The sequence below is a fragment of the Bacillus sp. T-10(2022) genome, from assembly GCF_056502895.1.
Map to the genome: position 1 here is coordinate 3,992,903 of NZ_CP113518.1, position 13,167 is coordinate 4,006,069.

Here is a 13,167-nt window from a genome sequence, read left to right on the forward strand (position 1 = left end):
CCCATCATCATGTCTGGCTGGCCTCCGTTTTGACCGCCCATCATCATGTCTGGTTGGCCTTCGTTTTGACCGCCCATCGTCATGACCGGTTGGCCTCCGTTTTGACCGCCCATCGTCATGATTCCTTCATATTGGTAAGCCGATTCTACTGACTCTTCTTCATATTGTTGCATCTCTTTCTCCATTTGAGATGCATTAGGTGACATCCCTTGGTATGGGGCCTGATGCTGTTGCTGGTGCTGCAGCTGTGACTGAACGGATTGATATTGGTGATAATCTGGATGGTGATGTGCATCGGCATCCATTTTTTGGTTTCCTTGATACTGCCCCTTCACTTCCGGCCCATAAGTTCCAAGTAACCCCTTATTACAGCCGCAATCTTCCTCTTCCTCACCGGCAGCCTGGTTATACTGCTGAGGAAAGTTATAGTTATTGTTGTTGTATGAAGATGGCGATTCGCCTGGTGACTCATAATCTTGCTGCATATATGAACCTGCTACTTGAGCTTGTTGATTCATCCCTCCATAGTAATGGTGCGGAACCGGTGCGGAGGCTTGATATGGATATTGTTGCTGGCTTGGTATATTCATGCTCGCCCCTTGGACGAATCCTTGATCCATCATGTACATGTCAGAAGATTCTCCCCAAACATCAGAGCTCTCTTCCATCATTTGATAACCATGTACTTCCGGAGCCGCCTGATACCCTGGAACTCCTTGATATGGGGCTTGCATATGCATCTGCGCCCACGGTGGCGGCTGAATGCAATAACCGCTTCCGGGCAAAATTGGTGTTACTGGAATACAATCATCCACCGGCTCACTGTATTCCTGAGCTGGCTGTACAGCTGGCTTTTTCTTCTTCTTTTTAGTGACTGCCGGCTCTTCTTTTTTCTTTGGTAAAGGTGGTGGTGCAGGAGGCTTTTGCACACTCATATTGGTCATGTTGACCATATAATAATTATTGATATCGATTTCCGGAATCACCGGCATGGGCACCGGAACTTCTTTTGGAACGATTTTTTGCTTTTCTTTAATGATCGGCTTTGGCTGAATGATCTGCTGCTCTTTCTTGACTGGTTGTTCCTTCACTGGTTGTTGAACGATTGGTTGCTCTTTTATCGGCTGTTGATATTTCGGCTGCTCTTTTACCGGCTGTTGAAACATCGGCTGTTCTTTTACCGGCTGCTGAAATTTCGGCTGTTCTTTTACCGGCTGTTGAAACATCGGCTGTTCTTTTACCGGCTGCTGAAATTTCGGCTGTTCTTTTACCGGCTGTTGAAACATCGGCTGTTCTTTTACCGGCTGTTGAAACATCGGCTGTTCTTTTACCGGCTGTTGAAACATCGGCTGTTCTTTTACCGGCTGTTGAAACATCGGCTGTTCTTTTACCGGCTGTTGAAACATCGGCTGTTCTTTTACCGGCTGCTGAAATTTCGGCTGTTCTTTTACCGGCTGTTGAAACATCGGCTGTTCTTTAACAGCCGGTTTTTGCATAATTTGCTGTTCTTTTATAGGCGCTGGCTGAGCCTGGTACGGTTGAATTTGGGATTCTTTAATTCCCGGTTGAATATTCACGTTTGATTTAGCCGTTTCTTTTATTACAGCTCCGGATGTCCCTGGTATTTTAATTTTCATTCCGGGCATCATCATGTCCGGGTTGCTCAATTGTGCGTTAACTTTTTTAAGTTCTTCAAAACTGACGCCGTATTTTTTGGCGAGTTTCCAAAGTGTATCGCCTTTTTGGACTATATGAATTTTCACGCTGTTAACCCCTCCTGTGCATATGTCCATATATTCTATGAAGCAGTGGGTGAATTGCTATTATTTTTATCATGAAAACTTATGCGTGAAAAATGACATTTATGATTGGATCAATGATTTAGGAAAATGGAAGGTACTTTTTTGGAGAGGAAATAAATGATATGACATCTTCGAAAAGGAATGCCATTCTTAAAAAGTATTTAATTGCGACCATTGCCTTCATTCTAAAAAAAGGAAGCAATGGTTTTTAAGTTTGAAGCTATCATGTTATGAAACACTTCTTTCAAGCTTCTGTCTAAACTCAGGGAAATCCGGGTATAAGAAAGTAAATGACCTAAGGCTTTGTCTTCAGGTACTTATCTTACATCCCTGGGGGGAATAATAATGAAATGGAAAGGTAGACAGGGCAGCTCGAACGTCGAGGACAGAAGAGGCATGAGCGGAAAAGGCATGGCCGGAATCGGCGGAGGGGTCGGATTGGTAATTGTCTTGATCGTGACGCTCCTTGGCGGTAATCCTAGCGAATTGCTAGGCAGTTTGAATTCTACTGAATCGAACGATGGCAGCACTTATGTCGAGACTGATGAAGAGAAGGAACTTGCGCAGTTCGTATCTGTCGTCCTTGCAGAAACGGAGCAGGTCTGGACAGAAGAATTCCGAAAAAATGGACTGGAATATAAGGAACCGAACCTTGTCCTGTATTCAGGCAGTGTCGAATCGGCATGCGGAATGGCAGCTTCTTCGGTAGGGCCATTTTATTGTCCGGGTGACAAGAAACTATATATTGATCTCAGCTTTTATCAAGAGTTGAAGCAAGAGTTCCAGGCACCCGGTGATTTCGCCATGGCCTATGTTATTGCCCACGAAGTCGGACATCACGTTCAGACAATTTTAGGGACAACGGAAAAGGAAATGCCCGATCGTTCACAGGTCAGCGAGACCGAATATAATAGGTATTCTGTCCGTCTTGAACTTCAGGCCGATTATTTGGCTGGAGTTTGGGCACATCATGTCCAAGGAGAGAATTTACTTGAAAAAGGCGATCTTGAGGAGGCCTTGAATGCAGCAAGTGGTGTGGGGGATGACCGTATCCAAGAAAAGGCACAGGGTTACGTGGTTCCGGACAGCTTCACGCACGGTACATCCGAACAGAGAAAACGGTGGTTCAATAAAGGTTTTAAATCCGGTGATATGAATGAAGGCAATACTTTTAAATCGAGTAACCTTTAAAAGTTCTTACCTGTTTTGATTACAATAAGAGAAAAGGGGGTCTTATCCCCCTTCAGATTGTAGACCAATTCGAAGAAAAACGAGTTTGTCTACTAAAAATTGCAGTTGATTTCAGAAATCCGCTCCCTTTCCGCCGACTGTCTGCCAAGCCTCCTCGACGCAAGCGTCTGTGGGGTCTAGGCTAGCCAGTTATTCGGCAGGAGTGTCGCAAATTTCTTCACCCCTGTGAGTTTCAGCTAAAAACAGTAAAAATACATGAGGATAACTCGGTATTGTTTTAAAATCATGGCAATAATCCCTTGATAAAATCGTGATAGGGATTCGGGATAAGACCATTCCAATCCCCATTAGGTGGACAAACTCAAAGGGGTATTGCCCCTATTTCCTTATGATCCAAAGTCTTTTTAAAATGCACAACTCAAACGCGTTCCAGCATTCTGTTTAAAGCTAGGATGGCATTATCCGCAATGTTCTTCTCCACTTTGATCGGATTGATGATTATACCTTCTTCAATTGATTCAAGCGCCCACAGCAGGTGAGGCAGATCAATTCGATTCATCGTAAGACATGGACACATATTCGGATTTAACGAGATGATGTTCTTGTCAGGATTATTGGCGATAAGTCGCTTGACAAGGTTCATTTCCGTTCCGATTGCCCAGGAACTACCTGGTTCGGCTCTTTCGATCATATTGATGATGTACGATGTCGAACCCGCATAATCTGACAGTGCGACTACCTCACGGCGGCATTCGGGATGAACGATGATATTCATTTCAGGCTGCTCCGCTCTAAGCGTTTCAATATTCGCAATGGTGAAATTTTCATGGACTGAACAATGGCCTTTCCATAGAAGTACTTTCAGGTCTTCGAGTTCCCCTTCATAAATCAATTCATCCTTATGCGGATCCCAGACAGCCATTTCATTCAATGGGATTCCAAGGTCAAAGGCTGTATTCCTTCCAAGATGCTGATCGGGAAGAAAAAGGATCCTTTCTTTTTGCGAGAGGGCCCAGGAGACCATCCCCTGTGCATTGGAAGAAGTCACCGTCGCCCCGCCATTTTTCCCAACAAAAGCTTTGATGGCCGCGGTGGAATTAACATAAGTTAGCGGAAGGATCGTATCGCCAAATAAATCCTGAAGCTTTGTCCACGCCCGTTCCGTTTGTTCAATATCCGCCATATCCGCCATAGAACAGCCTGCACGCATGTCAGGAAGGATAACCGTCTGCCCTTCTTCCGTCAAAATATCGGCTGTTTCAGCCATGAAATGCACACCGCAAAACACGATATAATCCGCTTCGCGATTTTGCGCGGAAAGCTGAGCCAATTGAAGTGAATCCCCCGTTGAATCCGAAAATTGAATGACTTCCTCCCGTTGATAATGATGGCCTGGGATATATAGACGGTTCCCCAGTCGTTTCTTGATGTCATGGACCCGATTCTCCATCTCTTCCTTTGTCATCGTTTTATACTTTTCAGGCAATGTATTTCCTGCTGTTTTAGCCATCTCCAATATGTTCATTTCAATATCCCCTCACGTTCTTTGACCTTTGCGCTAATATCAAGTGACCTGACACTGTGCGTCAAGCTGCCCAACGAAATATAATCTACCCCAGTTTCCCGATATGAAGCTAGATTGTCTAAATGGATCCCTCCAGAGGCTTCAGTTATGATGTGGGCGGGAACCAATTTTATCAGTTGCTTGATTTCTTCGGGGCTCCGGTTATCGAACATGATGATATCTGCACCGGCTGCCACTGCTTCAAGCACCTGTTGTGGTGATTCCGTTTCCACTTCCACTTTAGTGGTATGTCCCAGTTTGGATTTTACCGTTTGAACCGCTTTCGTTATGGACCCAGCGAAAGAAATATGGTTGTCCTTTATCATGACTGCATCATACAGACCATTTCTGTGATTGTATGCCCCGCCGGAACGGACCGCATATTTTTCAAGCATCCGCAGGCCTGGTGTTGTTTTCCTCGTATCACAAGCTCTCGTCTTCGTCCCCGCTAAAATCATGGCAGCTTTATGAGCCTGTGTCGCAATGCCGGACATACGCTGCACTAAATTCAAAACGACCCGTTCCCCTTTTAAAAGAGAGGCCATATCGCCGGTCATTCTTGCAAGCTGCTGCCCTTCTTCAAAGACTTCGCCATCTTGAACAAAAACGAAAACCTCGATTTGCTCATCCAACAATGCAAATCCCGTCTTGATGACGTCCCCTCCACTAAAGACCCCGCCTTCTTTTGCGATGAATGTCAAAGTTCCTTGTTCACCTTGATCAAAAATCGTATCACTCGTTACATCGCATTCCCCTATATCTTCCATTAAAAATTGTTGCAGCATCTGCTTAAGCTTCAATATATTCATATAGTCGTCTCCCTTTCACTCGGTTTTTCACATCCGTGCAAGCAAGGATAACCGAATTTTCAAGCCATTGGGCGTCATCTTCGTTTGGATAGTCACTGCGGAAATGACCGCCCCTGCTTTCCGTCCTGGTCAATGCGGATTCGGCAATCAGCCACGCCACTATCATGGCATTGGTTTTCGTTATTTCTTCTATCGATAATTCCGTTACTTCCAAATGCAGCAATTTTTCGATATTAAATGTCTCAAGATAATCCTTTAGTCGAGTTAATCCCGCTTCATTTCGAACGATTCCCGCTTCGTTCATTAATTTTTCCTGCAATGTCTTGAGATCAGGTAAAAAGGAAACTGGACTGGAACTCTTGGACTGCTCTTTTTCTTCCGGTATCGCCCTTGCCGGCACTTTAGCAAGGAAACGGCCAAGTGCATTTCCAAAAACCAGCCCTTCGAGAAGGGAGTTGCTTGCCAATCGGTTTGCACCATGTACACCCGTGCACGCTACTTCACCTACAGCAAACAAAGAAGGAACTGAGGTCTGCCCGAATTCATCCACTTCAATTCCCCCCATTAGAAAATGGTTTCCAGGTGCAACGGGGATTTTCCCTGATTGAAGGTCCAGCCCGCTTTTTTCACATAATGAGCTCACTGTCGGAAAACGATTCTTAAAATCCTTAATCATCGAAATATCCAAAAATACCTTTTCACCGCGCTGCAAATAAGAAAAAATCGTTTGTGCCACAATATGCCTTGGAGCTAGATCTTTCAAGCTATGGACATCCTTCATGATCGGCCTTCCCATTTCCGTCACTAATCTCGCACCATCGCCCCGGACCGCTTCTGAAACCAGCCCTTGCGCTTTGCCATTTACAAAAAGCAGGGTCGGATGGAACTGTATGAATTCCATGTCACGAACTTTTGCACCGGCCTTGAATGCAAGTGCGATTCCATCACCTGAAACCGTTCGTGAATTTGAAGTGAAATGGTATAGTGAACCACAGCCGCCTGTTGCCAAAACCGTCTGTTCAGCATGATAGGTAACAAGATCCCCTGCCTTATCAAGTGTTTTGACCCCTATGCAGGAATCATCTTTCCCGATGATCAACTCCACTGCAGCAACATTCTCCATTACAGTAATCGATGATTTTTTCAAGCACCCTATAAGATGTTCCATGATGTACTTTCCTGTAGCATCTCCGTGACTATGGAGGATTCTTCGTTCACTGTGGGCACCCTCCATGCCAAGCAATAGAGTTCCGTCATGATCATGGTCAAATCGCATACCCGATTCTATTAGCTCAGCTATAACCGAAGGTGCCTCTGCGACGAGTTTTTCCACTGCCTTCACTTTGTTATATCTCTGACCAGCCGCCAGCGTATCTTTTTTATGTAAGGATACTCTGTCACGACCAGATATTGCAGCAGCAATCCCGCCCTGAGCTAAATATGAATTGCCATGACGGATATTTGATTTTGTGATGAGTATCACATGCTTATGTTCACTTGCTTCCAATGCCGTTTTCAAAGCAGCAATCCCGCTGCCTATCACGATGATTTCCGCTTTTCCCATTATTTCATTCCTCCTGTTTATGACAGGTGTCTTGACAACTATATTTACATATTATTAAACTATTATCAAGAGTTTTTTAAGATTAAAGGATGGAAGTGATTTCTTGATTTATTTGGATTATGCCGCTACAACTCCGATTGATGAGGAGGCTCTCGACGTATTCAGCCAAGCATCCCGGAAGTTTTTCGGGAATGCGAGCAGTTTGCATGATATTGGCTCTGAGGCGGCACGTTTATTGGATATGTCACGACAGCAACTCGCAGAAATGCTGAACATAAAAAAGGAAGGAATCATCTTTACGAGCGGCGGATCAGAAAGCAATATGCTTGCCCTAGATACATTCATCGCTTCGAAACCATCCTGGCAGAACCACTTGATCGTAAGCCGAACTGAACATGCATCTCTTGCCAATTTCGTGGCAAAGCTTGAACAAGATGGCTTCGAGGTTACTTATTTACGGCATTTGGAAGATGGCCGTGTTGATATTGAACATCTCCAGGAATGTATGTCGGAGAAAACATGTTTGGTCATTGTTCAGCATGTGAATTCGGAAATCGGGGTCATTCAACCCATTGAGCAAATAAGTGAAATCGTTCGTAAACACCAGGCTTTTTTTCATGTGGATTGTGTCCAATCATTTGCCAAATTACCGCTTGGCAAGATAGCTGCCTCATGTGATGGACTATCCGTTTCCAGCCATAAAGTTTATGGTCCAAAAGGGACTGGGGCCGTCATTTTCCCGGCCATCCACCAGTTGAAGGCTTCGGTACCGAATATCACACATGAGTATGGTTTCCGACCAGGAACAGTGGACGTCCCCGGAATAGCCTCCTTCGTAACCGCTGCTAAGAAATTGGGGGATGTCATGGAAGATGAACGAAAACGGATTTCCACACTTAGGATGCAATTGATCCAACAGCTAACGGAAAGGAAAATCGATTTTGAAATCATCGAAGCAAAAAACGAGCAATTGCCTCACATCCTGGCGCTGACCTTCGCTGGATTGCAAGGACAGTACATCATGCTGGAATTAAACCAGAAAGGATTCGCCGTTTCGACGGGAAGCGCCTGTCAAATCGGTAAACAGGATCCTTCAAAAACGATGATGGCCATTGGGAAAAGCGAAGATGAAGCCCATCAATTCGTCCGCTTTTCCTTTGGCAAAAACACGTCGGCCGACGACATTCACAAGTTGGCGGACTGCATCGAAGGAATAGCTGCCATTCGATAAAACCCTACAATCTGTGTTAGAATGTTTGTAATTAAAGAGGTGAATGTTTATGGAAAGAAAGAAATTACTCGGGGAAGAAAGACGGACGAAACTCTTACATTTATTGCAAACAAGCGCGGAGCCTGTAACAGGCAGCGAGCTTTCGCAGATAACGAATGTAAGCCGGCAGGTTATCGTTGGTGACATAACCCTCCTGAAAGCGCGGAATGAGCCTATCATTGCGACGAGCCAAGGCTATCTGTACTTACAAACGGGGAGCACGCAAAAGCCTGAACGGATCATTGCTTGCCAACACGATCCTTCCCGGACCCAAGAAGAGCTATATTTACTCGTGGATATCGGCATCACGGTGAAAGATGTCAAAATCGAGCATCCCGTATACGGCGACCTAACAGCTTCCATTATGGTCAGCAGCCGTAAGGAAGTCCAGCAATTCCTTTCAAGGGTAACGGCAACGAATGCATCGTTTTTATCGGAACTAACGAGCGGCATCCATCTCCATACACTGAGCGCATCATCTGAAGAACTGCTCGACGAAGCGGAGTGTGCTTTGAGGGATGCCGGCATTTTAGTCGATTGAATGAACGAAAAAACCTCAAAAGCCATATCTTTTGAGGCTTTTTTTATTGGCCTTATGTTCACTCATCATTGGAATTGCTTTCATTTGAGCTGCCATCCCCGGAGTTTTCATCTTCGTTACTTCTCAACTGCCCGATAAGACTAATGACGGAACCGACCGCCTGTACCCACCCTCCCATCACTTGGATTGATTCAGCATCAGATGGCTTCTCTTCCAAATAAGGATATTGATATTTTTGCAGTTCCTGCTCCTTATCTTGTTCTTCTTGCTCTTGATCCTTATCTTGGTCTTTTTCTAGAATGCTATTTTTAAGTTCGGCAATTCCACCTATCGCTTGCATCGAATTCCCAATCGCCTGTAACAAATTCCCCGTTGCATTGAAGGCCTGCTCCGGTTCATCCGGATTTTCGTATGCCCCCGCCAAAGCGGTGCCTCCGCCCAACGCTTGAATCAGATTACCTTTGATGATTAATTCCTGTTTCGTTATTTCATCAAAATCAACGACTAGGCCTAAGATAACGGTCGAATTCCCGATCGCCTGTATTATATTACCGAATTTATCCAGAGACCAGGTTTCTTCTGCGTCCGCCAATAAGGCATTTCCTGTTGCTTGAAGTTCATTTCCAATCAAATCCAAGTTCTTACGAAATTCTTCGTCCAAGACATTGGATGGTGTACCAGCAACAGCGGAAATGACGGTTCCTATCGCTTGAGTCCAAGAACCGAAAGTTTCTTTGAATTGACTATCCATCTCTGCTGACCACCACCCTCTCTCTGCTTTTTTGATTAAAAAGGTGTATCCACTGAATTAGTCATCAACTTATGTATTACCGTTCCTATTTCCACATGTGCCATATCGAGATTTACCTATTGTATTTGCTTTCATCACAATCGGTGTTTGTTTTTCATCCAGAATCATTCTGCCTATTTCTATATATTTCATAAAATGACAGCCAACCATTTTAGGAACTTGTACGCAAAGGGAATACAAACCTTTACGACAGCCTTCACAAAAAAATGCCCCGGAAATACTCCCGGGGCACCCTTTTTATTCTTGTATATAACTCAACTGAGGCTGTACCATTTATCATTTCAGAAAAAAATTTCACAATAAAAAAATCAGCGCTGCGGTACACCTGTTTGGACTTTAAAGCATGAATAGCTTCCCATGATCGATACCGTACATCCTAAGGCCTCAAGCTCGGAAATCGCTCCTGGGATTAGGACATCGTCAAGGGGCATTTCGATGTCGATGATGAAAAAGTAATTGCCCAATCCTGTTTTCATGGGTCTTGATTCAATCTTGGAAAGGTTAAGCTTCCTCCAGGAAAAAGCGGAAAGGACTTGGTGCAGCTGCCCTGAGTGGTCGGCAGGCAGCTGAATCATCAAGGTCGTTTTCTTGTCCCCTTCAACGGTCAAATGCCCTTCAAAGTCGACTTCACTGTTGGATACGACGACAAACTTGGTGTGATTATGTTCGTAATCGTGAATATTTTGTTTTGCAATCGTCAAACCGTATTCCTCTGCTGCCATATCATTTGCAATTGCAGCAATATTGATATCGGGATTCTCCATCACCATCTTCGCAGCGGCTGCTGTGGATGTGACATACTCATACGGAATGCCCCTTAGCTCATTATGTAGAAATTTGCGGCATTGAGCGATGGCATGGGAATGCGAATATACCATGTCAGGTTTGAAACCAGGATATGCATGGTCCGGATGCACCATATAATGCTGTTGGATTGGAATCGTCACTTCGCCTTTCATCGGCAATGTGACTTCATGGACTAAGTAATCCATCGTTATATTTACCGAACCCTCCAAAGCATTCTCGATCGGTACGAGCGCGTGATTCACTTCCCCGTCCCGAACAGCATCAAGGCAGTCCGGAATCGTGTTCATCGGTATTTTTATATCATTAGGAAATAGTCGCGATACAGCTAAATCCGTGAACGTTGCTTTTGGTCCAAGAAATGCAATTTTTGATGTCATATTATAAACTCCTTCTCACGGAAAATCTACTGTTTATGTTATGCCATTTTCTGATTTTTTACAATACTTAATCGTTAATTTCCTCTTACAAATGAAAACAGCCTGTAGACAAACCCGATAATAAATGAGTTTGTCTTCAGGCTGTTTTAGGTTTTTAAACTTTGACCGTTGATTTCCGCTCCAGGCACTCTCTTTCCGCGGGCGGTCCGGGAGCCTCCTCGGCGCATTTGCGCCTGCGGGGTCTCCCTTGGACTCGCTTTTCCCGCAGGAGTCTCGTACCTTACGTTCCAATCAACTTTGTCTATTCAGCGAGATCAACTTGAAATGATTACTAGAGCCCGTTGGTCTTTAGGTTACGGTTTCCATGATAAATGCCTCACTTCTCTACGTTCGGCAAAAATTATGAGCACTCTTTTGCGGTGCTACTATCGTCCCCAACACAAATCCATTACAGTCTGCGCCGCAGGAAACGAATAGGCATACTGTTTTGTTTCTTCACCTTTCACATAGTAGCCACTCTCAGGATCAGTTGGAAAAGGTTTCAGAATCAGACCAATTCGAAACCTTTTGTCTACAAACTGACAGCCTGTACATGTGAAATGTACAGGCTGTTTTCATGCGCCGTTACCAATGATTTCGACTTTTTCGACGAACTCCATTTTACGCAGTTTAGTAAGCAGTTCATTAATATCCATCGTCATCCCACCCGTATTCAGGGATAGGGTGACATTTGCACGTCCCTGCAAAGGAATCGTTTGGTGGATGGTCATGATGTTGCAACCGGATGAGGCGACGAGCCGTAAAAGCTCCGATAGAGTACCAGAACGATCTTCGAGATAGAAGAACAGTGTAATCAGCTTTTCCTTAACAACTGTATGAAACGGAAAAACCGTGTCACGGTATTTGTAAAAAGCACTCCTGCTTAGGTCCACTCGCTGTACCGCTTCCCAAACTGATTCCGCTTTTCCCCGTTCAATCATTTCTTTTGCATCCAGCGTTTTTTTCATCGCTTCGGGAAGGACATCCTCTCGAACGAGGAAAAATTTCTGATCGGACTTATTCAAACTCCGCACGCCTCCTTTTGCCTGCCATCATGGTCTCCAATCAATCAACAAATTCAAATTCATATTCAAGGATACGGACGATATCGCCATTTGTCGCACCTTTTTGGCGAAGGCCTTCGTCGACTCCGAATGAACGAAGCTGTCTGGCGAAACGACGTATGGACTCTTCACGGGTGAAGTCAGTCATTTTGAATAAACGCTCGATCTTGAATCCTGATACGGCAAAGCTGCCATCAGGTTCGCGTTCAATGTTAAATTCATCCGACTGTGATGTATGTTTATATAGAACCCGGTGGATTCCAGTATTCTCTTCTTCATGTTCAAGAGGGAACTCAGGTGTCTCTTCGATTTTATCAGCAATAGCATAAAGAAGCTCACGGATCCCTTCACGCGTCACGGCAGAAATCGGGAAGACAGGATAGTCTTCTTCCAGCATTTCTTTGAAAGCCGCTAAGTTATCCTCTGAGTCCGGCATATCCATTTTACTTGCTACAATGATTTGCGGACGTTCAGTCAAGCGCAGGTTATACTCTTCCAACTCTTTATTGATTGTTTGGTAGTCTTCATATGGATCCCGGCCTTCAAGACCCGACATATCGATTACATGAACGATTACCCTCGTTCTTTCAATATGGCGCAGGAATTGATGTCCAAGGCCCACACCTTCTGAAGCGCCTTCGATCAGACCAGGTAAATCGGCCATGACGAAGCTGCGGTGATCTTCCGTTTCCACCATTCCGAGGTTCGGTACGATCGTCGTAAAATGGTATTCGGCAATTTTGGGCCTTGCTGCGGATACGACAGATAGCAAAGTGGATTTCCCTACACTTGGGAAACCAACCAAACCGACATCAGCCAACAGTTTCAATTCCATGACTATATCACGTTCTTGGCCCGGTTCGCCGTTCTCAGCGATTTCAGGTGCAGGGTTGGCTGGTGTGGCAAAACGGGAATTTCCCCGACCTCCGCGGCCACCTTTGGCGATAACGGCGCGTTGTCCGTGCTCAACTAAATCAGCAATGACTTCCTTCGTTTTATCATCAATGACAACGGTGCCAGGTGGAACCTTGATGACCATATCCTTTGCAGCCGCACCATGCATGTTTTTGGACATGCCATGTTCTCCGCGAGGTGCCTTAAAGTGACGTTGATAACGGAAATCCATTAATGTACGCAAGCCCTCTTCCACTTCAAAAACGACATTGGCTCCATTACCGCCATCTCCGCCGGCAGGTCCGCCTTTAGGTATGAATTTCTCACGACGATAAGCAACTATCCCGTTACCACCGTCTCCGCCTTTTACATAGACTTTCGTTTGATCGACAAACATGCTATCACTTCCTTGTTTTCTGCAAGTCATTTCTTGC

At 44.9% G+C, this 13,167-nt stretch carries 10 protein-coding genes and 1 pseudogene; 3 read left to right on the forward strand and 8 right to left on the reverse strand.

Annotated elements, in window-relative coordinates; genetic code table 11:
* Positions 1 to 1,618: 1,618 nt before the first annotated feature.
* Positions 1,619 to 1,763 (reverse strand): annotated as a pseudogene (gene safA, locus OSJ91_RS19530) (SafA/ExsA family spore coat assembly protein); the annotation flags it as partial.
* Positions 1,764 to 2,147: 384 nt separating this feature from the next.
* Between safA and ypfJ the strand changes: the two are divergent.
* The gene (gene ypfJ, locus OSJ91_RS19535; protein WP_485890263.1) at positions 2,148 to 2,993 is read left to right on the forward strand and encodes a KPN_02809 family neutral zinc metallopeptidase; all 846 of its coding nucleotides are present in this window, start codon (positions 2,148 to 2,150) and stop codon (positions 2,991 to 2,993) included.
* A gap of 418 nt (positions 2,994 to 3,411) precedes the next feature.
* Here ypfJ and nadA read toward each other — a convergent pair whose 3' ends face one another.
* From nadA to nadB, 3 genes are read right to left on the reverse strand one after another with little or no spacing between them, the layout of a single operon-like run.
* Positions 3,412 to 4,518 carry a quinolinate synthase NadA gene (nadA, locus tag OSJ91_RS19540; protein WP_350299604.1) on the reverse strand — a complete coding sequence of 369 codons (1,107 nt, stop codon included), beginning with the start codon at positions 4,516 to 4,518 and terminating at the stop codon, positions 3,412 to 3,414.
* Positions 4,515 to 5,366 carry a carboxylating nicotinate-nucleotide diphosphorylase gene (gene nadC, locus OSJ91_RS19545; protein WP_350299605.1) on the reverse strand — a complete coding sequence of 284 codons (852 nt, stop codon included), beginning with the start codon at positions 5,364 to 5,366 and terminating at the stop codon, positions 4,515 to 4,517. The genes nadA and nadC overlap by 4 nt, the downstream gene beginning before the upstream one ends.
* Positions 5,347 to 6,930 (reverse strand): L-aspartate oxidase, encoded by a 1,584-nt coding sequence (gene nadB / locus OSJ91_RS19550; RefSeq protein ID WP_485890264.1) that lies wholly within the window; start codon positions 6,928 to 6,930, stop codon positions 5,347 to 5,349. Before nadB ends, nadC begins: the two co-directional genes overlap by 20 nt.
* A 103-nt stretch (positions 6,931 to 7,033) precedes the next feature.
* On the opposite strand from nadB, the gene OSJ91_RS19555 reads away from it, so the two are divergent.
* Both OSJ91_RS19555 and OSJ91_RS19560 read left to right on the forward strand, forming a co-directional pair.
* Entirely contained in the window at positions 7,034 to 8,161 is a 1,128-nt protein-coding gene (locus OSJ91_RS19555; protein ID WP_485890265.1) for an IscS subfamily cysteine desulfurase, read from the forward strand.
* Between the two features lie 49 nt (positions 8,162 to 8,210).
* Entirely contained in the window at positions 8,211 to 8,741 is a 531-nt protein-coding gene (locus OSJ91_RS19560) for a transcription repressor NadR (protein ID WP_101222780.1), read from the forward strand.
* Between the two features lie 58 nt (positions 8,742 to 8,799).
* On the opposite strand, the gene OSJ91_RS19565 is transcribed toward OSJ91_RS19560, so the two are convergent.
* The 4 genes from OSJ91_RS19565 to obgE form a co-directional block, all read right to left on the reverse strand.
* Positions 8,800 to 9,492, reverse strand: a complete 693-nt coding sequence (locus OSJ91_RS19565; protein WP_485890266.1) for a DUF6944 family repetitive protein — start codon at positions 9,490 to 9,492, stop codon at positions 8,800 to 8,802.
* Between the two features lie 368 nt (positions 9,493 to 9,860).
* A complete protein-coding gene (gene pheA / locus OSJ91_RS19570; RefSeq protein ID WP_350299610.1) occupies positions 9,861 to 10,736 on the reverse strand; it encodes a prephenate dehydratase in 876 nt (291 codons plus the stop codon).
* A gap of 614 nt (positions 10,737 to 11,350) precedes the next feature.
* On the reverse strand, positions 11,351 to 11,800 hold the full coding sequence (locus tag OSJ91_RS19575) for an ACT domain-containing protein (RefSeq protein ID WP_034308837.1): 450 nt from the start codon (positions 11,798 to 11,800) through the stop codon (positions 11,351 to 11,353).
* A gap of 40 nt (positions 11,801 to 11,840) precedes the next feature.
* Positions 11,841 to 13,130, reverse strand: coding sequence for a GTPase ObgE (gene obgE, locus OSJ91_RS19580; RefSeq protein WP_485890267.1), 1,290 nt, complete (start codon positions 13,128 to 13,130; stop codon positions 11,841 to 11,843).
* Between the last annotated feature and the right edge of the window lie 37 nt (positions 13,131 to 13,167).

Excerpts from the sequence above, each read along its gene's own strand:
- nadB (WP_485890264.1), bottom strand. The coding sequence starts at position 6,930 with ATGGGAAAAGCGGAAATCATCGTGATAGGCAGCGGGATTGCTGCTTTG.
- ypfJ (WP_485890263.1), top strand. The coding sequence starts at position 2,148 with ATGAAATGGAAAGGTAGACAGGGCAGCTCGAACGTCGAGGACAGAAGA.
- obgE (WP_485890267.1), bottom strand. The coding sequence starts at position 13,130 with ATGTTTGTCGATCAAACGAAAGTCTATGTAAAAGGCGGAGACGGTGGT.
- pheA (WP_350299610.1), bottom strand. The coding sequence starts at position 10,736 with ATGACATCAAAAATTGCATTTCTTGGACCAAAAGCAACGTTCACGGAT.
- nadC (WP_350299605.1), bottom strand. The coding sequence starts at position 5,366 with ATGAATATATTGAAGCTTAAGCAGATGCTGCAACAATTTTTAATGGAA.
- OSJ91_RS19560 (WP_101222780.1), top strand. The coding sequence starts at position 8,211 with ATGGAAAGAAAGAAATTACTCGGGGAAGAAAGACGGACGAAACTCTTA.
- OSJ91_RS19565 (WP_485890266.1), bottom strand. The coding sequence starts at position 9,492 with ATGGATAGTCAATTCAAAGAAACTTTCGGTTCTTGGACTCAAGCGATA.
- nadA (WP_350299604.1), bottom strand. The coding sequence starts at position 4,518 with ATGAACATATTGGAGATGGCTAAAACAGCAGGAAATACATTGCCTGAA.